The 23,118-nt window shown below is 40.3% G+C and carries 24 protein-coding genes and 1 pseudogene; 15 read left to right on the forward strand and 10 right to left on the reverse strand.

The features are described 5' to 3' along the window. Nucleotides 1–196 (forward strand): hypothetical protein (locus B9T26_RS15715; protein ID WP_205666412.1); only part of this gene is annotated, 196 nt, incomplete at its 5' end. A gap of 79 nt (nt 197–275) precedes the next feature. Here the strand turns inward: B9T26_RS15715 and gloA are convergent. Then, nucleotides 276–677, reverse strand: coding sequence for a lactoylglutathione lyase (gene gloA, locus B9T26_RS08770; RefSeq protein WP_086199330.1), 402 nt, complete (start codon nt 675–677; stop codon nt 276–278). A gap of 293 nt (nt 678–970) precedes the next feature. Continuing rightward, a complete protein-coding gene (locus B9T26_RS08775; protein WP_086199331.1) occupies nt 971–3,109 on the reverse strand; it encodes an AmpG family muropeptide MFS transporter in 2,139 nt (712 codons plus the stop codon). A gap of 205 nt (nt 3,110–3,314) precedes the next feature. Between B9T26_RS08775 and B9T26_RS08780 the strand changes: the two genes are divergently transcribed. Beyond that, entirely contained in the window at nt 3,315–5,933 is a 2,619-nt protein-coding gene (locus tag B9T26_RS08780) for a Lon protease family protein (RefSeq protein WP_413772764.1), read from the forward strand. Between the two features lie 100 nt (nt 5,934–6,033). Beyond that, nucleotides 6,034–6,570 (forward strand): zinc ribbon domain-containing protein, encoded by a 537-nt coding sequence (locus tag B9T26_RS08785; RefSeq protein ID WP_086199333.1) that lies wholly within the window; start codon nt 6,034–6,036, stop codon nt 6,568–6,570. 98 nt (nt 6,571–6,668) lie between these two features. Here B9T26_RS08785 and grxD read toward each other — a convergent pair whose 3' ends face one another. Then, nucleotides 6,669–7,010, reverse strand: coding sequence for a Grx4 family monothiol glutaredoxin (gene grxD / locus B9T26_RS08790; RefSeq protein WP_086199334.1), 342 nt, complete (start codon nt 7,008–7,010; stop codon nt 6,669–6,671). Between the two features lie 163 nt (nt 7,011–7,173). Between grxD and B9T26_RS08795 the strand changes: the two are divergent. Continuing rightward, a pseudogene (locus B9T26_RS08795) lies at nt 7,174–8,386 on the forward strand (aspartate aminotransferase family protein). Nucleotides 8,387–8,441: 55 nt separating this feature from the next. Here the strand turns inward: B9T26_RS08795 and B9T26_RS08800 are convergent. The 3 genes from B9T26_RS08800 to surE form a co-directional block, all read right to left on the reverse strand. Further along, the gene (locus B9T26_RS08800; protein ID WP_086199335.1) at nt 8,442–9,371 is read right to left on the reverse strand and encodes a LysR family transcriptional regulator; all 930 of its coding nucleotides are present in this window, start codon (nt 9,369–9,371) and stop codon (nt 8,442–8,444) included. 94 nt (nt 9,372–9,465) lie between these two features. Then, complete coding sequence (locus B9T26_RS08805) at nt 9,466–10,275, reverse strand: peptidoglycan DD-metalloendopeptidase family protein (RefSeq protein WP_086199336.1); 810 nt, start codon at nt 10,273–10,275, stop codon at nt 9,466–9,468. A gap of 115 nt (nt 10,276–10,390) precedes the next feature. Then, on the reverse strand, nt 10,391–11,161 hold the full coding sequence (gene surE / locus B9T26_RS08810; RefSeq protein ID WP_086199337.1) for a 5'/3'-nucleotidase SurE: 771 nt from the start codon (nt 11,159–11,161) through the stop codon (nt 10,391–10,393). Between the two features lie 110 nt (nt 11,162–11,271). On the opposite strand from surE, the gene B9T26_RS08815 reads away from it, so the two are divergent. The 10 genes from B9T26_RS08815 to purB all read left to right on the forward strand — a co-directional run bounded on the left by B9T26_RS08815 (nt 11,272) and on the right by purB (nt 19,696). Next, nucleotides 11,272–11,646: an MCR_0457 family protein gene (locus B9T26_RS08815; protein ID WP_086199338.1), complete on the forward strand. Its 375-nt coding sequence runs from the start codon at nt 11,272–11,274 to the stop codon at nt 11,644–11,646. Between the two features lie 230 nt (nt 11,647–11,876). Then, nucleotides 11,877–12,266, forward strand: a complete 390-nt coding sequence (locus B9T26_RS08820; protein ID WP_143223011.1) for an MCR_0457 family protein — start codon at nt 11,877–11,879, stop codon at nt 12,264–12,266. A 119-nt stretch (nt 12,267–12,385) separates the two neighbouring features. Continuing rightward, nucleotides 12,386–13,534, forward strand: coding sequence for a D-alanyl-D-alanine carboxypeptidase PBP5/6 (dacC, locus tag B9T26_RS08825; protein ID WP_086199339.1), 1,149 nt, complete (start codon nt 12,386–12,388; stop codon nt 13,532–13,534). A gap of 96 nt (nt 13,535–13,630) precedes the next feature. Then, nucleotides 13,631–14,161 carry a gamma carbonic anhydrase family protein gene (locus B9T26_RS08830; RefSeq protein WP_086199340.1) on the forward strand — a complete coding sequence of 177 codons (531 nt, stop codon included), beginning with the start codon at nt 13,631–13,633 and terminating at the stop codon, nt 14,159–14,161. Nucleotides 14,162–14,235: 74 nt separating this feature from the next. After that, nucleotides 14,236–15,006 (forward strand): DUF4262 domain-containing protein, encoded by a 771-nt coding sequence (locus tag B9T26_RS08835; RefSeq protein WP_086199341.1) that lies wholly within the window; start codon nt 14,236–14,238, stop codon nt 15,004–15,006. Between the two features lie 207 nt (nt 15,007–15,213). Beyond that, a complete protein-coding gene (gene imm45, locus B9T26_RS08840; RefSeq protein WP_086199342.1) occupies nt 15,214–15,528 on the forward strand; it encodes an Imm45 family immunity protein in 315 nt (104 codons plus the stop codon). Between the two features lie 344 nt (nt 15,529–15,872). Continuing rightward, on the forward strand, nt 15,873–16,358 hold the full coding sequence (locus B9T26_RS08845) for an NUDIX hydrolase (RefSeq protein WP_086199343.1): 486 nt from the start codon (nt 15,873–15,875) through the stop codon (nt 16,356–16,358). A 4-nt stretch (nt 16,359–16,362) separates the two neighbouring features. Continuing rightward, on the forward strand, nt 16,363–17,496 hold the full coding sequence (gene mnmA / locus B9T26_RS08850; RefSeq protein WP_086199460.1) for a tRNA 2-thiouridine(34) synthase MnmA: 1,134 nt from the start codon (nt 16,363–16,365) through the stop codon (nt 17,494–17,496). Between the two features lie 15 nt (nt 17,497–17,511). Then, a complete protein-coding gene (gene hflD / locus B9T26_RS08855) occupies nt 17,512–18,243 on the forward strand; it encodes a high frequency lysogenization protein HflD (protein WP_086175520.1) in 732 nt (243 codons plus the stop codon). Between the two features lie 64 nt (nt 18,244–18,307). Beyond that, the gene (purB, locus tag B9T26_RS08860) at nt 18,308–19,696 is read left to right on the forward strand and encodes an adenylosuccinate lyase (protein ID WP_086199344.1); all 1,389 of its coding nucleotides are present in this window, start codon (nt 18,308–18,310) and stop codon (nt 19,694–19,696) included. A gap of 150 nt (nt 19,697–19,846) precedes the next feature. Here purB and B9T26_RS08865 read toward each other — a convergent pair whose 3' ends face one another. After that, entirely contained in the window at nt 19,847–20,089 is a 243-nt protein-coding gene (locus B9T26_RS08865; protein ID WP_086199345.1) for a hypothetical protein, read from the reverse strand. Nucleotides 20,090–20,394: 305 nt separating this feature from the next. On the opposite strand from B9T26_RS08865, the gene B9T26_RS08870 reads away from it, so the two are divergent. Beyond that, entirely contained in the window at nt 20,395–21,021 is a 627-nt protein-coding gene (locus B9T26_RS08870; RefSeq protein ID WP_086199346.1) for a DUF2238 domain-containing protein, read from the forward strand. A gap of 11 nt (nt 21,022–21,032) precedes the next feature. On the opposite strand, the gene B9T26_RS08875 is transcribed toward B9T26_RS08870, so the two are convergent. From B9T26_RS08875 to sohB, 3 genes are all read right to left on the reverse strand, one after another. Then, nucleotides 21,033–21,455 carry a hypothetical protein gene (locus B9T26_RS08875; protein WP_086199347.1) on the reverse strand — a complete coding sequence of 141 codons (423 nt, stop codon included), beginning with the start codon at nt 21,453–21,455 and terminating at the stop codon, nt 21,033–21,035. Between the two features lie 41 nt (nt 21,456–21,496). Next, complete coding sequence (locus B9T26_RS08880) at nt 21,497–21,925, reverse strand: hypothetical protein (protein ID WP_086199348.1); 429 nt, start codon at nt 21,923–21,925, stop codon at nt 21,497–21,499. 117 nt (nt 21,926–22,042) lie between these two features. Beyond that, on the reverse strand, nt 22,043–23,005 hold the full coding sequence (sohB, locus tag B9T26_RS08885; protein ID WP_086199349.1) for a protease SohB: 963 nt from the start codon (nt 23,003–23,005) through the stop codon (nt 22,043–22,045). Between the last annotated feature and the right edge of the window lie 113 nt (nt 23,006–23,118).

Here is a 23,118-nt window from a genome sequence, read left to right on the forward strand (position 1 = left end):
AACAGCAATCAATTTTAGCTTTAGCAACATCAATACCAAGATAAAACATAATCTTTACCTGCTTTATTTATTTAATTATTCTTACAGCATAACCACCGTCTTTTCTTGTGAATACAGCATCAAAGTGCTTAGTTACCGTCCAGAGTTGTGCAAGTGGTTAGGGCAAATAGCAGGTTTTATCTCTTTCACAGACTAGAAGTCTTAGGTCTATTACAAACTCTACTATTTGCATATAGTGGAAGCTAATCACTACATGCTCCAAGATACAAGGTCTATTAGTTATTTCGTGCATTGCCATCTTGCTGAATCAGCTCGATTTTGTAACCATCCGGATCTTCAACAAAAGCAATAACCGTTACACCACCTTTCATTGGCCCTGCTTCACGCACCACCTTACCGCCACGTGCCTTGATCTCTTCACAGGCTTTGTAGGCATCATCTACAGCGATAGCAATATGGCCATAAGCATTACCCAGCTCGTAATTCTCTGTGTCCCAGTTATGAGTCAATTCCAGTACCGTATGATCTTTTTCATCGCCATAACCTACAAAAGCTAAAGTGAATCGACCTTGTTCATAATCGCGTTTACGAAGCAAAGTCATACCGAGTACTTCAGTATAGAACTTTAAAGATTGTTCCAGATTGCCTACACGTAACATGGTATGCAGCATGCGCATGATTCATTTTCCTGAGTTTTCAATTTTTACAGACACTATAGGGATTTAGCCTGGAAAATTCAATTTAACAAACTGATTATAACTGTCACTTATTGTGCTACTTCCCCTCATTGTTTATGCATTTTTAAATCGATTCAAAGCTGAGCCGCAGAATTCATCATGATGATGGCGTATTCTTTGCTTAGGCTATTTAAAAAAGTAATACTGAACGCTTGCCTCGACTTTCGTCCAAAGAAAAACCCATTTCATCCGCTAGATAAAATGGGTTATTGATACAGTTTTAAAATGTGGGCTTAGTTGGACTGTTGCTGATGTTCGCGCAATAACTTCGCCACCCAAACCACCAAGATTAAAATTGGAATACCAATCAGCGTAGTCATCAGGAAGAACTTCGGATAACCAATATTGGTCACGATGGTACCCGAATAGCCACCTAAAATCTTCGGCGTTAAAGTCATCAGTGAACTAAAAATAGCATATTGTACGGCTGTGAAAGATACGCTGGTCAAACTGGACAAGAATGCGATGAATGCTGCACCCGCCAAGCCAGAGGCCAGGTTATCGACAATAATGGCAAAATATAGCCACAGTGAACTATAAGGTTTAATCACTTTACCTTTCAGCTCAACCTGACCATGATCCGCAGCCGCTAAATTAATGGGCTGAATATCAATATCAAGCACACCTGCCATATTTGCAGAGGTATTTACCTCATAATCACGCGCTTGACTCGATTGAACCTGCATACCATTTAACAGTTGTGCGGTGACTTTTTTAGACGCAGAAGCCGCCAAATCTTCACCCGGAATCACAGCACTAAAAATCCCTTCTTTATCCAGTTTGGCATCAAATACTTTGCCGTCCAGTAGCACTTGTAACTTTTGACCTTCATTCAATTGCTGAGCAAATTGGCCCCGTATCACTATACTATTTTGGCTTTCATTGGCATTAATTAAATTATCAGCAGTCACAGGTAACAACAGCAGCTCATTTGCAGTCGCTCCGTTCAAATACGGCATGCTGACACTAATCGGCGCTGATGCATCATTTAAATAACTCGCACTGGCCAGAATAGTTTGTTCTGATTTCAAGTTTGCTGTTGGCACACTGACTTTCCAAGCCCCTGTTTCATCAGGATGCACGGTATATTTTTGTCCGCCAGCAGTAACTTCAACCTCACTTAAAGGCTGACCAGATTTGACCAAACCGATAAAGATCAGGTTGGTTGAACTCGCCAGAACCGCACCAACAAACATCAGTTTCATAATGTTCATACGCTGTGCCAGCAAACCACCCAAGAAACCGCCAATCAGACTAAAAATCACCCCGTAAATTTTTACCGCTTCCGCAATCTGCTCTTTGCTAAAGTTTAAATCCTGATAGAACACATTGGAGATGACCCCGGCAATAATATCCGAGATGCGATAAAAACCGATAAGCAATAACAAGACCAAAGCAAGCTTTACGCCATAGCGTTTAAAGAAATCGGCAATCGGATTGATCCAGGTTTCAACCGCCATATGCTTGTTGACTGCACCCATTTTCACCAATAATGTGCCTAGTAATACGGCTACCGCAGCAGATCCAATAAAACGTAAAGCTTCAAAACAGAACAATAACAATGAATCGGTAATTTCAAATTGTGCTTTAACAGATTCGGTTAAATTTCCAGAAAAAATATAGCTCATGACAAAGCCAATTACGGCCACAAAAAACACTGCCACCAGGCGATAATAATCGCTACGTTTATAATCTTTATAGCTACGTTCGACCTGCGGTTCACGAATCACTAAAGTAGTCATGATTCCGACCAGCATGACTGCTGCCATAACCAGATAAGTGATTTTCCAGGCACTATAAATATAGTTTCCCTTGGCTGTTCCCAGTGATGCTGCAAGGAACAATGCACCTGCACCGGCCACAATCATCCCGATGCGATAACCTGCATTGTAAGTCGATGCGAGCACTGTTTGCATTTCAGTTTCTGCAAGCTCAATACGATAGGCATCAATCACAATATCTTGAGTCGCTGCAGAGAAACCCAGTAACACCGCTCCTACGGCCATCTGATACAAATACCCCTGACCGAGTGCCGGATCAGAAAAAGCCATAATGCAGATGGCGCTGATAATTAAAACTTGCGCAATCAGCAACCAGGCCCGACGTCGCCCCAGCGTCTTGGTCAAGAATGGCACCGGCAATTCATCTACCAAAGGCGCCCAGACAAATTTGAATGAATAACCTAGGGCTGCCCAGCTAAAAAATGTCACTGCACTTTTTTCAATGCCCGCTTCACCCAGCCATAAAGACAAACTGGAAAAGATCAAAAGAATGGGGATACCGGCTGAAAAACCTAAAAACAGCATGATCAGTGCACGACGATCGAGAAAAGCAGTAAAGGCAGATTTCCACCCTGTAGATTGTGTTGTCATTGCGTTGTTTTTTTCTGCAAAACTGAATGCTGCTATTCAAACGCTTAATAGGTTCAGTTTCAACAATAATTATGAAATCATTATTTTATTTTATCGATAAAAACGAGCTGCCTGCTTGAATTTTTCAACTAAACCTGTATACCTTTAAATCTCTATTGCAATATTTTAGTTTTGGATTTAAACAGTGCCCCAAAAACTCGATCAAATGAATTCCACATTATCTGCAACCATTACAGTAAATCAACCAGCCCCTATACAAAGCAGCTTAATTTCAGCATTCGATCAACCGGAAATTCAAAACACCCTGACCAAAACACAGCTTCAACCCAAGCAACTGACGCACACGCCTAATCTTGAAAAAATTCCTGCGTCAACACGAAGAATAAAACCGCTCAATGATTTTCTTGGGCAAGACCGCGCACGTGCCTCTGTTGAAGCCGGTATCGCCTTGCCTTACTCGGGCTATAATATTTTTGCAGTAGGTACAGCAGGCTTAGGTAAACGCACCATGATCAAGCGTTTACTGCAACAGCATGCCAAGACCATGCAAACGCCAAATGACTGGGTCTATGTCAATAATTTCAAGTTTCCCCGTCAGCCAATTGCACTTGAACTTCCTGCGGGACAAGGCCCTAAATTTCAGGCCTTACTGCATCAAACCTGGCAAACCATTTTAAAACAACTGGAACGACGCTTTACTGCGGAAACCTATCACAACCGTATTGAAATGATTCGCGAGCAAACTGGCGATGAACAACAATCGGCATTGGTCGAACTAACCAAAGAAGGTGCAGATTTTGATTTAAAACTGATTTCACAAGATGACGAGCACTGCTTCGTACCGGTTCATCTGAAAGACAATGAATATCAGGAAATGTCCAAAGAAGACATTAATGCCCTAAATAGCAAACAGCGCGCAGAAATTGCCTCCAACATTCGTTACATGAATAAAAAACTGGAGCGTTTGGGCTTACATTTAGGTGATCTGGAAGATGATGCACGGGATCAGGTACAACACCTGAACCGTGACATTGCCAAGCAGGTGGTGATGCCACGCATTGATGTGATTCAGAACAAATATCCCGATGTCGATGGCCTAACTGAATATCTGCAATATTATGCTGAAGATATTATCAATAATGTCGAAATTATTCTTGAGCAAGAAGAAGATGACTTTTCTCCAGGAAGCTTCAGCCGCGTACCTTCACGTTATCAAGCCAATATCATCGTTAGCTATAAGCCGAATAGCGGTGCACCAGTCATTTTTGAAGATTTCCCTACCCACTATAACCTGTTGGGTCATGTGGAACAGCTTACCCAGAATGGCACCATCACCACTGACTTTACATTGATCCGTCCAGGTTCACTGCATAGAGCCAATGGCGGTTTTCTTATGCTTGAAGCGGAACAACTGCTGGAACAGCCTTATGCATGGCAAGGTTTAAAACGTGCATTAAAATCTGGAAAATTAAAGCTGTCCTCACTAGAACATATGATAACGCTCACCGGCAGCATCTCCATAGAACCACAGGCGATTCCATTAAATATCAAAGTAATTTTACTGGCAGAACCTGAAATCTATTATGAAATTCTAGAACTGGAACCTGAACTCGGCAGCATATTTAAAATTCGCGCCGATTTCACCGACACATTACAACGTAATGACATTAATGAACAAGCCTATATGCAATTGATTGCAGACTATGTTCAGGCCGATAAATTATTGCCTTTTGACCGTTCTGCGCTGGCTGCATTGCTCACTGATTCAAGCCGTCAGGCTGAAGATCAAAGCTCATTGTCATTACATGCCCTCACTTTGGGTGATCTAATCCGGGAAGCACATCATCATGCGGCCCAAGCCGGTGATAAATCCGTTTCAGAAAAGCATATCAACACCGCACTTGATCATCGCAAATATCGTTTAGGTTATTTACGTGAATTGTACTGGCAAGATTTAACCCGTGGCACTCAGTTAATCGAGACCAAAGGTCACCGCCTAGGTCAGATCAATGCCCTATCGGTGATTCAATATGCCGATGTTGAATTTGGCTTACCTTCACGTTTAACCGCATCGGTGTATCAGGGTGGCGGTGACATTCTGGATATTGAACGTAGTGTTGAACTGGGCGGCTCATTGCATGCCAAAGGCGTATTGCTGATGTCGAGCTTTCTGAAAGCTCACTTTGGCCGTGAACAGATGCTGCATTTCTCTGCTGCCCTGGCCTTTGAACAAAGTTATGGCCAAATTGATGGCGACAGTGCAACCGTAGCTGAACTTTCGGCACTTATTTCTGCGATTAGCCAGTTACCGATTGATCAGTCCTGGGCTATTACCGGCTCTATGAACCAATTGGGTCAGGTTCAACCAATTGGCGGGGTCAATGCCAAAATTGAAGGTTTCTATGATGCCTGCAAGTTACAAGGCCTGACCGGAAAACAAGGGGTGATTATTCCACGTCAAAATATGGAACATCTGATGTTGCGCCATGACGTGATTGAAGCGGTAGCCAAAGGTCAGTTCCATATTCATGCCATTGAAACCATTGACCAGGCTTTAGAACTTTTAATGGCACGCCCTGTAGGAACACTCAATAAAAAAGGTCGTTACAGTAAAGGTTCAATTTATGCTGGAGTCATGGCGCAATTAGAATACTGGCAGGCGCTGGAAGATGGTGCCGAACTTGAAGAAGAACCAAAGAAAAAGAAAAAAAAGAAGAAAGACAAGAAAAAGGCCAAAACTGAAACAACACCTGATGAAACGGTAACAGCAACATCCGTTGAAGCTATAGCAAATGATCAGGACAACAGCTCAAAAGATGCCTGACATTTTCTGAGACATAAAAAAGCGCCCCTTCAAGGCGCTTTTTTATTATTCCATGCTATGTATAATTAAATGAATTAAAAACAGTCAATTAGGATAAATAATGCCTCTTATACCTTGTCGTAGTTGTAATAAACCTCTTAGTCCAGATGCGAAAATTTGTCCAAATTGTGGTGCTAAAAAACCAACAAAGTATAAAAAGCCAACGGATTTCAAAAGATTAGCGAAATTATTTTTAATTTTAATAGCTGTTTATTTTATAGCTTTGTTTCTTTCAAAAGCTTTAAACCTCAACTCTGAAAAAACAAACGCTGCATCAAATGAAAAAAATGAAGAAAATTTGCGTAGTGATAAATGCCTTTCATTAGAGGAGTCACGAGAAATATATTTAAAGATGCAGGAAATGGTTTCTTGGGATGAAAATGCTGCAGAACCTATTATTGCAACTTTTAAATCTAATTATTGGAATGATAGTTTTCCCACTAAAGCATTTGAACGACAGCAACTTATTGATGCTATTGCGAACACTGATTCCTGTCTAAAAAATAGAAAACGTACCATTTATATATTCGATTCAAAAGGCAAAATGGTTGGTCGAGCTTCTCCTAAATTTGGAATTGAATATTTATATCTTCAATAAAATACTTATGTATTCGATGTATTATCTACATAAAAAAAGCGCTTTATAAAAAACGCTTTTTTTAACATCTGAATCATATAAGCTTTTAAATCATCGAATTAAGCTTCAGGCGCTGGGCTATACTGCTCTACCAAAGGTTTTAACTCACCTTTTTGGAACATATCAAGCATGATATCGCTACCACCGATTAATTCGCCATTGATCCACAATTGTGGGAATGTAGGCCAATTTGCAATTTGCGGTAAAGTTGCACGAATGTCCGGGTTTTCCAAAATGTTTACATAAGCAAATGGACGACCAATTTGACTGAGTGCTTCTACCGCACGTGCAGAGAAACCACATTGTGGAAATTGTGGTGTACCTTTCATGTAAAGTAATACTGCATGTTTAGCAATTTGGTCACGAATTAACGCTTCAGTATCGCGTGCTTGTTCAGTCATTGATAAATCCTCAACTAATCTGCCTCGCATTATACCCAAAACTTAGCAAAACAGTATCTCTAAAGCAATAATTCCATTTTTATTTACATTTGGGCTTTTAATCTGCGTTGGATTTTGCTTATATAAACTTTTATTTTTCCTTCCTAACAGATAAGAGTTAGTCATGAATAACATTACCCTTGCTCCTGTGCAAACTGATCAACCATCTCATTTGATGCCGGTATTTGGCCGTCAGCCGATCAGCTTTGTCCGAGGACGAGGTTCTTATCTTTATACTGAAGATGGCACAGAATATTTTGATGCATTAACAGGGATTGCTGTATGTGGTCTGGGTCATTCACACCCTGCGGTGACTGAAGCAATTGCCGAACAAGCCGCTACCCTGATTCATACCAGCAACATTTTTGAAGTGCCTTGGCAAATTGCTGCTGCACAAAAACTTGCTGAAGTTTCTGGCATGGAAGAAATTTTCTTCTCGAATAGTGGTGCAGAATCCAATGAAGGTGCAATTAAAATTGCCCGTAAATTTGGCCATATGCAAGGTATTAAGACACCCAAAATCATTGTCGCAGACCATTCTTTCCACGGCCGTACCCTAGCGACTCTTTCCGCGACCGGTAACAAAAAAGTTCAGGAAGGTTTTGCACCGTTGGTAGAAGGTTTTATCCGTGTGCCATTCGGCGATATTGAAGCGATTGAAGAAGCTGCCATCAACCACCCCGATATCGTGGCAATTCTGGTTGAACCAATTCAGGGTGAAGGTGGTGTCAATACCGCACCTCAAGGTTTTAGCTATCTTGAAGACATTCGCCAAATCTGTAATCAGCATAACTGGTTGATGATGCTGGATGAAGTTCAAACAGGTAATGGCCGTACCGGTAAATACTTTGCTTACCAACATACCAGTATTGTTCCAGATGTACTCACCACTGCCAAAGGTTTAGGTAATGGCTTTCCGATTGGTGCTGTTATGACCCAAGGTCGTGGCGTAGGTGTGTTAACAGCTGGCAACCATGGTTCGACTTATAGTGGTACTGCGCTGGGTTCACGTGTGGTTTATACCGTGATTGATACCATTCAAAAAGAAAATCTGGTTGAAAATTCAGCAAAAATGGGTGCTTATATTGTTGAACAATTCAAACAGCAATTAGCCGATCAAAACGTGACTGTACGTGGTTTTGGTCTCATGATTGGTATTGAATTGCCAAAAGCTTGTGGTGAATTGGTCAATATTGCACGTGATGACTATCATTTGATTATCAATGTGACGGCGGGNTTCAGTTGTACGTTTATTACCGCCGCTAAACATTGACCAACAACAGGCTGATCAATTGATTGAGCGTTTGGTTAAAATGATCACAGCTTTTTTGGCTTAATTATTTTAATCCTGCATAAAAAAGCCGCTCTATGCGGCTTTTTTATTCGCTCATGTTATGAAGCTACTTGATAAATTCTTCCGCCCGGTAATTGGCTAAAGTATTGTTTTAAAGCATCCAAACAACGATGAACTTTCGTTGATTGCTGATCTTTTTTTGCCGTGATGGCATATAAAGTGAAATTTTCCAGTTTCCACTCAGGTAAAACTTCCACCAGCGAGCCATTGACTAAATCTTTTTGTACATCCAGATATAAAATTCGTGCAATACCATGTCCTTGCAAACATAATGACTTTGCAACCAGAACGTTATTGGTACTTAAACGTGATTTCATTTCCAGATTAACTGTTTCACCCAACGCAGCTTGTTGAAATGAAAAATGTTGATAATTTTTCATAATATTGACTGGAATCAGATCATGATTGTTTAGATCTTCAGGTCTTGATACAGGCGCAGACTGATTCAAATAACTCGGTGACGCCACTAAAACCTGCTCCACCAGAGCCAGTGGCACGACATTCAAATTATGATCTTCTATTTTTGGACTCATGCGTAAAGCAATATCAATCCGCCCTTCGATTAAATCAATGTATTGATTATCTGCCTCTATATGTACAGCGAGACCACGGTGTGCCTGCATCCAATGAGACAATGCAGGAATCACATGATTAGCACCAAGTTCCGGGGTTGTGGCAATGCGTAAATCCCCCACCAAGTCATCACGCAACTCGTTGATACGGATTTTCCCGCGCTTAGCAGCGGCAAGCATTTCTTGACAGCTGTGGAAAAAAGCTTGTCCAGCTTCAGTCAGGCTTAATTTTCTAGTAGATCGATGCAGAAGTGTAACTTCCATTTCATTTTCTAATGAACGAATTTGCTGACTCACGGCACTGGTGGTAATTCCTAACTCACGTGCAGCACCGCTAAACGAGCTTTTTTCAACAACACAAGCAAATACACCCATTGCTCGAAGTTGATCTAACATAAATTTCCCTCTGAACTTATGAGTGCTCTTATCTTTTTGATAAAAGCAACTCATTGTATTATACGGTGAAATTTATGTTTTGTATTTGAAATATTTAATTTATTGGTAAAACATTAATCGGATTGATTGGTTTTCCATTTAGGCGCACCTGAAACTCGAGCATGGTGCGATTAGCGCCTGTTGAACCCATTTCAGCAATTTTCTGTCCTGCTGTCACATTCTGACCACTACTCACATTCATTTTACTGTTATGAGCATAAGCAGTAATGTAACCATCGATATGTTTAATCAGAATTAAATTGCCATATTCTTTCAAACCATCTGCTGCATACACCACTTGCCCATCAGCAGCAGCAAAAATTGCATCGCCAGTATTACCGCTATAGCGAATACCCTTCACATTTGCAGCAACATTAAAGTTTGCAATAACTGCGCCATTACTTGGTTTTACCCAGCGCAAGGCAGAAACCTGAGAAGATGCCACAGGTGCAGTCGTGGTGGTTACCGGAGCAGTGCTTGTAGCCGGTGTAGTTGGAAGTTGAACCGTTTGACGTTGAATTGGTGCAGCTTGTGCCACAGCTTGTGTTGTTGTGGTACGGCGTGATCCGGAATTTTTTAAACGCAAAGATTGCCCGACATAAATACGGTACGGGACATCTATATCATTCATCTCGGCAACGCTGAGATAACTTAAACCGTAACGTGCGGCGATCCCGCTTAAGGTATCCCCAGAACGAACCGTATAGTAATCCGGTGCAGTCGCATAACGTGTTGCATTTTGAATTTGCGGCTTTGAAGCACAGCCACTCAAAATAGCAATTGAAACAACAGCTGTAGACAACACAATGGTCTTCAACAATGCTGTAGGCGCAGCAAATAAGCGATATTGTGACACCAAGTGCATTAATCTTCCTCTTTACACATAAATGTATTTATTGATTTGCGCTAAGATTAGCAAAAAAGTACCTGAAAAATATGTCCAATTCTGCTTTTTCACAAAGTTATAACACTATTCGGCACTATTTAGAAAACTGTGCATGTAATGTGTGCAAAATCTCATAATTTGTGGCATCCATTTGAATCGGAGTAATGCTGACATAACCATTTGCCACAGCAAAAAAGTCCGACTCTATTTCAGTTAAACCCTTTTTAGGTTCAGCCACAGCCTCACCGGACAAGCCAATCCAATACACTTGACGTCCCCGCGGGTCTACATGACTAGTGATGGGTTTAGATTGACTGCGACGTCCCTGATAGGTAATTTTTGAACCTTGCAATTCAGATATATCTGGAATATTCACATTAAAAATATGACGTGGAGGTAATGTCGGCAAACCCTGTGCAATAAAATCATGCACCCATTGTGCTGCGACCGCATAATCGTTCGGACTGTCATAAGAACGCACATTTGGCCCTGCCATGGATACGGCAATGGCAGGCTGTTTCATTAAGCGCCCTTCAAATGCTGCGCCGACAGTTCCTGAATAAAGCACATCATCGCCCAGATTTGCCCCGCTATTAATGCCGCTGACCACCAGATCAAATTCAAAATCGAATAAACCATTCATGGACAGATAGACACAATCTGCAGGTGTGCCATTGACGGCCCATACATCGGCTGAAATCTGAATCGGTCGTAAAGGGCGGTCTAAAGTAAGGGCACTGGAAAAACCACTGCGTTCACTTTCAGGGGCAACAATGACGACACGACCAAGAGGAGCCAGGGCTTGAGCCAATGCCTGAAGACCGGGAGCAAAAACGCCATCATCATTGGCAATTAATATATTCACTTAAACATCTCGTAACGGTTAAAAATGACTGATCAGAACATTTGATTGAATTGTATAGAAAATTATATATATTTGACGCTCAACATCCATTCAAAAAGTGTGATTTAAAAATGATTAAAAGCATATCATTTCGTGGCTTATTGGGGTTAGGCATTGCAGCATTGTTATCTTCCACTGTTTTAGCCGATGAAGGTTTAACGCTGGAAGAAGCCAATACTATTGTGAAAGAAGATATTGCTTCAACTCAAGTGATGACAGAAGTATGCCCTGCCATTATTGGTAAAAATGCAAAATTTGATCAAAACATTCAGCTATTGATTCAATCTTATCTACAAGATTATTCAGATAAATCGATGACTTTCGATAAAATTCAGGCAGATACAGAATATAAATCTGTACTGGACGAAGCCCGTCAGGCTGCAAAAGAAACCGCTAAAGACGAACAAAAATCGGTTTGTGAAGATGTTGTAAATTATCAGGTTTAATATACAACTCTTAAATTTATATAGAATACTTATAATATTCAGTATTTTATAATAAAAGGCATAAAGAAAATCCATCTTTATGCCTTTTTTAATACTTCGCTATTTTAAAATACTCTTGATTGATGCCCTCATTTTCAACAGCTTCAATACATTTGTGTACTTACAATTACCAAAAATATGGTTAAGCTTATTTTTATCGTGATGTTTATAAATAGTTTAGGTCTGTTTCAATGAAATTATCTCTGTTCAAATCTGTTTCCTTAGGTCTATTCACCACTGCACTCATGACACTTTCCGTGACCTATGCAGCCACGCAAAAAGATGAAAATATTGAAGTTACTCCGCTACAAAAAGTCACTCAGCAGGAACTGGCAGCTATTTATGTCCTTTCAGAAGTATGCCCAGGATTAGTGAAAGATCATGCTAAATTTGAACAAGGTTATGCAAAGCTGGCACAGGAATATTTACCGGCAGAAAAAAATGCAGTTTCCAGCTTGGCCAAACTGAGTAAAGAGAAAAAATTCAAACCTATTTTAACCGAAGCACGCACAGATGCGAAAAAAGCGGGTGACGCAAAAAACCAGGAAATTTGCCAAGAACTCACCACATATAGCAAATAACACAAATTGGTTACAATACTTTTGAAAATAAGCTGATTTCCCCCATAGAAGTCAGCTTTGCTTTGTCCTAAAATGCAAAGCTCTTTGTGCTTATTATTAAGATATTGGAACCACCCAGAATGACCCACAAAAGCGCCCTTGCTGCATTATTACTATTGCCGAGCTTCACATACGCAGCAACTGTCTTATCTGCACCACCAGAACTCAATAATAAATCTTATGTTTTAATGGATTATGAGACAGGGCAAATCCTCGCATCAAAAAATGAAAACGAAAAATTAGCACCTGCTTCAATGACCAAGATGATGACTAGTTATCTCATCGAGCAAAAGTTATTGAGTGGCGATCTCACTGAAAATGAAAAAGTTCGTATGAACGAATCTGCGTGGTGTCGTGGTAGCAGTACAGAATCATGTATGTATGTACCGCTGAACGGCACTGCAACAGCACTGGAAATGCTGCGCGGAATTATCATTCAGTCGGGTAATGATGCCTCTAAAGCCATGGCAGAACATATTGCCGGCAATGAAGGCACTTTTGCCCACATGATGAATGAAGAAGCAAAACGTATTGGCATGACCAATACCAGCTTTATCAATGCAACAGGTATGCCTGCTGAAGGTCACTACTCTACTGCTAAAGATATGGCGACTCTTGCGCAACATATCATTCATGACAGCTCAAAGTACTATCCAATCTATTCTGAAAAAGAATTCACTTTTAACGGTATTAAGCAAGGTAACCGTAATGCCTTACTTTATACTGACCCAAGTGTGGATGGTTTAAAAACCGGTCATACTGACGAAGCCGGTTATTGCTTAACGACTTCAGCTAAACGTGGTCCAATGCGTTTAATTTCAGTGATTTTTGGTGCACCGAGCATGAACGAGCGTGCATCACAAACACGTGAACTTTTAGCATGGGGTTATGCAAGCTTTGAAACCGTAAAAGTTCAACCTGCAAATCAGGTTTTGGCTAAATCCAAAGTTTGGTATGGTAAAACTAACGATGTTCAAATTGGCTTGGCTGAAAACTTTAACGTGACTATGCCTAAAGGCGAAGCCAATGCCATTAAAACTCAACTGGTTGTACAACCTAAATTGACAGCACCACTTAAAAAAGGTCAAGTGGTTGGTAAATATGTTGCAACTTTAAATGGTAAAGTGATTGCTGAAAAACCACTGGTTGCCCTTCAAGCTGTTGAAGAAGCAGGTTTCTTTGCAAAAATGATTGACCACATCAAGCAATTCTTTAGCAACCTATTCTAAGTTTAGTTTTTTAAGCTTAGACCAAAGCATCCCTACCTCGGTTTGGATGCTTTTTTATTTTATAATGTTTGAAAATTGACAGATTGAAACGTTCACATGGCTAAAAACATTCGCCCTTATTTAGATACCACCCCACAAATTGATGACTCATGTTATGTCGATGACATGTCAGTGGTGATTGGCGATGTGACTTTGGCTGAAAATGTTTCGGTGTGGCCTTTTGCCGTGATTCGTGGCGATGTCAATCATATCCGTATTGGCAAGAACTCCAATGTGCAAGATCATGCCATGCTGCATGTCAGTCATAAAAAAGCCGATAAACCTGAAGGTTCGCCGCTGATTATTGGTGAAGATGTGACTATTGGTCATCATGTGAAATTACATGGATGTACCATTGGTAATCGTGTATTGGTTGGCATCAGCAGCATCGTTTTAGACGATGTCATTATTGAAGATGATGTGATGATTGGCGCAGGCAGCTTGGTACCACCACGCAAGCGTCTGGAAAGTGGTTATTTATATGTCGGTAGCCCTGTACAAAAAGTTCGTCCTTTAACCGATAAAGAAAAAGAATTTTTACCGTATTCAGCTAGGCATTATGTGAAGGTAGCGGGGAATTATAAATAATCCCAAAATCAGGTTTGTCCCTCGATTGAATCTTCTGTATTTTAGGAGGTTAAAAATATCAATAATGAATTCCTATGCAACATACAGAAGATCATCAATGCCCTGATCGAAATGAATTATTAAAACGAACAAAAATCAATATCGAAAAATTTGGCTTGCAGGTGATGTCGATTGATCATACTGATTATTCACCACCTTTTAGCTATAGCATTGGTCTTTATGAAAGTTATGGACATCCTGAAATTATTTGTTTTGGGTTGTCAGTAAAACTCTGTCACACCATCCTCAATCACATTGCTGAAATGATTCAAAGCGGTGAAGTGATTCAATTAGAGCATGAATATTCAGAAATATTTTTTAAAGCTAGTCGCTGTCAATTCTTAAAAGTTGATGCTGAAAATATGAATGATTATTTTGGGATTGCTCAAAGTTATTATACAAATGGCGAATTCCCTGCACTTCAACTGATATGGACAGATCGCAACGATAAGTTTCCATGGGAAGCGGGTTTTCAAGCAGAATTTTTATATGATCAGCCTCTACTCGATCGCAATATGAATTTTAAGTTTCGCGAACCAACCAATTTAGGAATATTTACCACACGACAATGGATTGAATCACAACAGCCCATATTGACCGTACTTCATGAAAAAAATGGCGATTGGCAATTTTTAACTGAAGAACCTTTAGTTGATGATGATTATAAGCTGATTGGCTTAAAGCATTTGATTGATCGAGATCCGACTTTGAATGAAATGTTTGATCTGCAATATGGCCAAGCAGCTGATCGGAAATTTATCGGTGATGAATGGGTGATTACTGAATTGGAAGATGAGGATGAATAAGTTTTTTAAAGGAATAGTACCGAAAAGAAAGCCAGTCCACTGACGAAAAAGGAAAAGCACATATTCTAAAAGCGGACATTTTTACTTTGGAAAAACCGGACATTTCTACTTTGGACTTACAAATGAATTTCGTATAACAGCCATTATGTTAAATAGCCGAGAAATACTGTACTTTAATGGCTGTTCAAAACAGCTATAAGTCATAAAATGAAATGGTCTAAATTAATTGATTTCAATGAACAATATTTACAACGTGGTTATCTTTTAAAATTCAAAGCTCATTATCCATTTGAAGAAGAAGTAATCATGATGGTATGTGAAGGTGGATATTCACAAAAAGGGTTAATAACTATAAGTGGATATAAAGCGGGCATTAATATGTATGTTTTATTCCCTGAAGAGGCAAATCCTGATGGTCTATCAACTGAATGGTTTATAAAGAATTGGACTAAATGGGTTTGGCCAGAAGGTGACGTAAATTCTGTATTAGTACGCCCTGCATTAACTTACGATGAAATATAGTTTAGTTACGCTAAAATTAACATAATACACGTTATACGAAATAATATTTTTTATTCCTTTTAAATCATATTTTTAACGTGTAATAAAAAGCCCAGATCTACCGATCTGGACTTTTTTAATGATTTATCATGTTCCACGCTTATTATTTAAACAATGTTCCACGACTTTGATTAGCTCATATTAATAACGTTTGAGCCAATAAAATCAATATTCAATAATTATAAATTTTTAACAGCAATATAAAGTCATAAACATTTTTTTAAACAATCAAAGAAAAAACTTTCAGCATAGCCACCACGCCCTAAATTTTGTAGAATAGCGGTTTTCCCTCATGGTGCTTTTTTATGACCGCCTGGACTGCTCACGTTACTGTCGCCACCGTTATTGAAAAAAACGGGAAATTCCTGTTTGTTGAAGAACATACAGCAGGTGTAACGCACACGGTCTATAATCAGCCAGCAGGTCATGTCGAGTGTGGGGAAACCTTAATCGATGCGGCTATTCGCGAAACCATGGAAGAAACAGGACATGTCATAGCAGTAGATTCCCTGCTGGGCATTTACACCTATACCCCGCCCATGTTTCCAGACCGTACCTATTTCAGATTTTGCTTTTTAGCACATGTACTGGAATATTTTCCAGAAGCTGAACTGGACAAAGGCATTGTCGGCCCACAATGGATGACACTGGATGAATTGCTCGAAACTGGTCGTGCACGTAGTCCCCTAGTCATTAAAGCCGTCAAAGATGCCCTTTCAGGTCAGAAATATCCTTTATCGCTCGTTTATGAGCACCAAAATTCTCCCTTAATTTCAAATTTGGATGCTTAATCCTATGCAACAACGTGTCATCGTCGGTATGTCTGGTGGTGTAGATTCTTCTGTTTCTGCAGCACTTCTTCTTCAACAGGGTTATCAGGTTGAAGGACTTTTCATGAAAAACTGGGAAGAAGATGACGGCACGGAATACTGCACGGCTATGGAAGATCTGGCCGATGCCCAAGCCGTGTGCGACAAGATTGGAATTAAACTGCATACCGCCAACTTTGCCATGGAATACTGGGATCGTGTATTTGAGCACTTTCTGGCTGAATATGCGGCTGGCCGTACACCAAACCCAGATATTTTATGTAATAAAGAAATCAAATTCCGTGCCTTCTTAGACCATGCCGTGAACTTGGGTGCAGACTTTATTGCAACCGGTCATTACTGCCGTCGTGGTGAAACCATGACCAACTCGCGCGGTGAAGAATACGCGCCTTTGTTACGTGGTTTTGACAATAACAAAGACCAAACTTATTTCCTGCATGCAGTCCATGGTCGTGAAATTAACAAAACCTTGTTCCCTGTGGGTGAAATTGAAAAACCTGAAGTTCGTCGTATTGCTGAAGAATTAGGTCTGGCGACTGCAAAGAAAAAAGACTCCACCGGGATCTGTTTTATTGGTGAACGTCGTTTTAATGACTTCTTAAAGCAATATTTGCCTGCTCAACCTGGAAAAATCCTGCTAGATAATGGTAAAGAGGTTGGTGAACATCACGGCTTAATGTACTATACGCTCGGTCAACGCGGTGGTATCGGTTTGGGTGGCCTTAAAGGTGCAGCCGAAGGTGCCTGGTTTGTGCTTTATAAAGATATTGAAAACAACCGCCTTGTTATTGGTCAGGGTCATGAACATCCACTGATGCAAAGTACTATACTTTGGAGTGAAGCGATTGACTGGGTGGCGGGTGAGCAGGATATTCCGGAAACAGGTTTCCGTTGTACCGCCAAAACCCGTTATCGCCAGCCCGATCAAGCTTGTGTCATTTATAAAGACAGCGATATGCCAAATGGTGTACGGGTTGAATTTGACGAACCGCAACGTGCGGTGACTCCAGGACAAAGTGTAGTGTTCTACGCAGATGAAGTTTGTTTAGGTGGTGGTGTGATTCATCATACCAATGCCCCTAAACCTGATTTTATTTAAAAGGAAGCGACAGGCATGGCTGAATTACCCTTTCAACAGCCTCAGACTTTGAATGTACGTCAGAACCGTGCTTTGGCGTTGGCAGCTGTGTTTCAATCGACACAGCTGACCCATATGACGGCCATGTCTGGGCAGCAGAGTATTGGCGAAAATGGGAGCTTCTATCTGGAGCAACTGATTAAAGCCAGCCTGAACATCCGCCCTACCGCCAATGAATCCTGTCAAACCTTAGACTTCTTTAATCAACTTGCCGATATCTCCCTCGGTTTAAAAACCTTAGAAAGCAGTATTACCCAGCCCTTTAATAGCTCTCCCAAATCCCGCTTACCCAAACTCTCGAACGCCAAGCTGCCGATGAGCTATGCCATGGCATTGTTACAATTAGAGAAAAAAGTCTATAGTAATCCCAAATTTGTTGAAATCATTGAACAATCACAACAAAAAATTCTAAAACAGCTGTCTTTTTTCGATAATAACTATCTGCATCCCAGCATTATTGCCAACCTTGCCCAAACCTATATCGACACCGCGGGACAAATTAACCCCCGCATTATGGTCAAGGGCAATGCCGAAGCTTTTAAAGATAGTGCCCATACCAACCGAATTCGCGCTTCCCTGTTTACTGGCCTGCAACTGGCGCACTTGTGGCGTCAGCTCGGAGGTAGCTCATGGGGTATGATTTTCAGTAAGCGTAAGCTACTCCAGGATATTCAAGATCTTGCTCGTTTACAGTATCAGGTGGTTTAACCTGATTATGAGTGAGTTCATATTTTTTCGCTTTACGTTTAATTCCAAAGTTTAAGGAATCGCTATGAACGCTTTAACCGCACTTTCTCCATTAGATGGACGTTACGCTAGCAAATGTGATGCTCTACGTCCTTTCCTCTCTGAGTTTGGTTTGATCCATGCTCGTGTGACTGTTGAAGTGCGTTGGTTACAAGCGCTTGCAAACCGTCCTGAAATCACTGAAGTTCCAGCGTTTAGCGCAGAAACAAATGCAGCGCTTGATGCGATTGTTGCAAACTTCTCTGAAGACAATGCAAACCGTATTAAAGAAATTGAACGTACGACTAACCACGATGTAAAAGCGGTTGAGTACTTCCTGAAAGAACAAATTGCTCACATTGATGAACTTAAAAATGCTGGTGAATTCATTCACTTTGCATGTACGTCTGAAGACATCAACAACTTGTCTCATGCATTAATGTTGAAAAATGGTCGTGAAGTTTTAGTTGCAGCTATGCAACAAATCATCGATTCAATCGTTGCACTTGCTGAACAACACGCAGAACAACCAATGTTGTCTCGTACTCACGGTCAAACTGCAAGCCCAACCACTTTGGGTAAAGAAATGGCAAACGTGGCTTACCGCCTTGCACGCCAAATCAAGCAATTCAAACAAGTTGAGCTGCTAGGCAAAATCAACGGTGCTGTAGGTAACTACAACGCGCACTACTCTGCTTACCCAGAAATCAACTGGCCTGCGCATTCACAAGCATTTGTTGAATCTTTAGGTTTAACTTTTAACCCGTACACCACTCAAATCGAACCACATGACTACATGGCGGAACTTTTTGATGCGTTACGTCGTTTCAACACAATTTTGATCGACTTTAACCGTGACGTTTGGGGTTATATCTCTCTTGGTTTCTTCAAACAACGTTTGAAAGAAGGTGAAGTTGGCTCTTCAACTATGCCGCATAAAGTTAACCCGATCGACTTCGAAAACTCTGAAGGTAACTTGGGTATTGCAAATGCAGTATTGGCTCACTTGGGCGAAAAACTTCCTGTATCTCGCTGGCAGCGTGACTTAACTGACTCTACTGTGCTTCGTAACATGGGTGTTGGTTTTGCGCAAAGCTTGATTGCTTTTGAAGCTTGCTCTAAAGGTATTGGGAAACTTGAATTGAATGCTGCACGCATTCTTGAAGATCTTGACCATGCTCAAGAAGTTCTTGCTGAGCCAATTCAAACGGTTATGCGTCGTTATGCAGTTGAAAAACCATACGAAAAATTAAAAGCCCTGACTCGTGGCCAAGCAATGACTCGTGAGATGATGGTTGATTTCGTAAACGGTAACGAGCTTGAAGCTGTTCCTGCTGCTGATCGTGCACGTCTTGCGACAATGACACCTGCAACTTATACAGGTAATGCTTCAACTCAAGCGAAACAAATTAAAGATTTGATTGCTAAAATCTAAGCTTTTTATGTAAGGCTTCTTCCATCATCTTTCTAGTTTCTCCCTCTGGGAGAAATACAAAGAGGGTGTAAAAATGGAAGAAGCCCAATATAAGCTAGATTATAAAAAAGCGAAGCCTAGTGCTTCGCTTTTTTAATTCTATAATTATGCTTACTCAGCCAATGGACAATAACGTGCCCAATCGTCTTTCATTTTTTCTAATTCTGCACCAGTTAATATATCGCTAAAATAAATATAGTAAGTGGTGTCTGGATATTGAATTTCATGACGGTACAACATGCCGCGCAAAGACACAGTAAGCTCTTCCGGAAAATCATCTGCTAGATACAATTCTTCAAAGTCATAATTAAAATAGCAATTCTGTTTTGCTTCGAATGCTTCTGCAACAGCCATGTACACTACCTAGAAATCATCAAATATATAAATGCAGTTTAACGGATTCACGCATGAAAAGCCTTTGCATATAATCAAATCATGATTCATAAATTTAAAATTGATTTAAAAAATAACCATGAGCATTAAACTTTTTTAACTGCCAATTCCGCCAACTGAATAGCCACGCAATCCCATAGCAAACACATCATTGCAAATAAGCACATCAAAGATGGCATTGCTTAAATCTCATTTGCCATTACACTTAAACAGCAAAGCTTCTGCCTCACCTTTTGCCTTATTGATATCTAGATTGAACATAATAAATGATTGAAACACAGCTTAGCCTTAAACATTGGATTTGCCTTGCCGTACTCTTACTGGCTGTCGCAATCGCCAGCATCCACCCGCTCGAGTTTGAGTCCTATTTACTGCATCAAGCTGGCACCGCATTTATGCTCGTGGCACTTTTGTGCTGCCAAAAAAAGATTGGCTTCACTTTTTACAGTTTTGCCTTATATATTGGTTTTCTGCTCATTCATATTTTAGGCGCGCATTATCTATATTCTTATGTGCCTTATAATGAATGGCTAATTCAGTATTTTCATTTTGATTTAAATCAAACTATGGGCTGGCCGCGCAACATGTACGACCGGCTGGTGCATCTGGCTTCAGGCTTATTGCTCTACCCAGTCTTTCTACGGCTGTTTCAAGTGTGGCTGCCATCAGTGAAACCCTTTTCGTTATTTCTTCTAGTCATTCAATTTGTCATGGCGACCGGCCTAATCTATGAATGGATTGAATGGTGGATTGCCATGGGCTTATCACCAGAAGATGCAGAAAATTATAATGGTCAGCAAGGTGATATTTGGGATGCGCATATGGATATGCTATTAGCGACCCTTGCAGCAATCATTGCAGGCTCCATTTGTTTACTCAAAGCGCCGAAGTAAACAGTGCCAATTCAATCAAGCCATTTGATGATTTTAGAATCATTCATTTGAGGATTAAGCTTTCGGTCATAAAACTGGAAACAGACATGCTTGCCTGTATCTTTTTTAATGAGATTACCATCAATGCGTAAATGCCGTGAATATTTTGCGCCATCAAACAATAACTCTACCCGCTCAAACGGCTTTCTTTTATGTACATTCCCTGCCGTCATATATGTTTGATAAGCTTGTACAACACCACAGGCTTTAGAATGACTATCCTTCTGCTGAACAGAAAACATCAAGTAAATGCCTAACAAAATTGAAGCCGGTGACAAAAGCATCATGTATAACTTAAAGGCATTTGTATTTTGTTTTTGATAATGTAATAAATAGATCAAAGGCCAAACAACCAAACACAGTAAAGCAGCTAGAATAAATAATAATTTAAACATCCCTTAGATCCTACCTACAGGATAACTATGGCGAATCGCGATCATTCATTGATCCATTTCAATATTTTAGATTCAGACAATTGCTTGTTTTTACTGCGATCATGAAACTCAAAGCATACATACTCGCCTTTTTGCTTTCGCGCTAGCTTTTCATCAAAACGAAAATGACGAAAATATTTTGAATCATCTAATTGCAAGGTTATACGCTCAAAGTAGTGATGACTATAACGTCTGCCTGTCGAATAGCTTTTATAATATTGCACGGTTCCACACGCTTGATAAACATCAATCGGTTTTTGAGTGTATAAATGAAAGCCAATGCCCACCATCACAAAACCCGGTATGGCTAACAACATCGGTGCAGCTGCTTTCCAATCTTGCGGATCTACACGCGGGACAATATACAGGACGGCCAGCATCGGCAGCACTACAGTCAGAATTAACCCAAAGATAACAAGAAAATTTGCCATTATTTCTATTTATATTGTTGATATTTCAAGCGTTATATTAACACCAATCTTATTCTGAATATCTGAAAATAAAAAAACGTGCCGAAGCACGTTTTAAAAATCATTGAGGAAGTCAAATCAAAGCTTTGGATCACGCAGCTGCACCAGACTTGCATTGGCTTTAGTCAATGATTCCATCACCTTATTCATCACAGCAGGCACTAGACCATCGGCCATTTGTGCTGCCTGCAAGCCTAACTTTTCACCCAAAGTCGGTTTACGGCGGGTTTCAATTACAAATACTTCATGCTGCGCTAATAAACCCAATAGATATTCATCTGAGGTTTGCAGTTTATCGACCAAGTTGAGTTCAAGCGCATCTTTACCATACCAATGCTCGCCTGTTGCCACTTTTTCAATGTTAAGTTGTGGACGGTATTTTTCCACAAAGTGCTTAAACAATTCATGAGTTTGCTGTAACTCTTCTTCAAACTTGGCTTTACCTTCTGCGGTATTTTCACCAAACATGGTCACGGTACGTTTAAACTGACCTGCAGTATAAAGTTCAAAGTCGATATGCTTTTCTTTAAGCAAGCGGTTAAAGTTTGGCACTTGCGCAACCACGCCAATTGATCCGACCACAGCAAAAGGTGCAGAGACAATTTCATTGGCAATACAGGCCATCATATAACCGCCACTGGCTGCAACCTTATCGACACAAATGGTCAGATTAAAACCAGCATCTCGCAAACGCACCAGTTGTGCCGCAGCCAGACCATAACCATGTACCATGCCACCCGGACTTTCCAGACGCACCACTACGCGATCGCGGCCTGCTTTTGCAGTGGACAAGATCAGGGTAATTTCTTCACGTAAATTTTCTACTGCAGATGCAGCAGTATCGCCCTTAAAGTCGAGTACATAAATTTTTTGATTATTTTTTTTACGTAACCGTGCTTCTTTGGAAAGCTGTTGAGTCAGTTGCAATAGTTCAAATTTAGATGCCGTGGCTTGTGCAATTTTTTTACGTTGTTCGTTTACACGGGCATTTAAATGGCTGATACGGATTTCAGCAGGCAATTTGGGGTTGTGAAATAACATACAGATATAAGCTCATTTAATTCATATTTATATTGAATAAGATGTGGGCATTGATGCAAAAATTCAATTTATATTTTGCAAATAATTATCATTGATTAAAAATGACAATGAAA

The sequence above is a fragment of the Acinetobacter sp. ANC 4169 genome (genome assembly GCF_002135355.1).
Lineage (GTDB): Bacteria > Pseudomonadota > Gammaproteobacteria > Pseudomonadales > Moraxellaceae > Acinetobacter.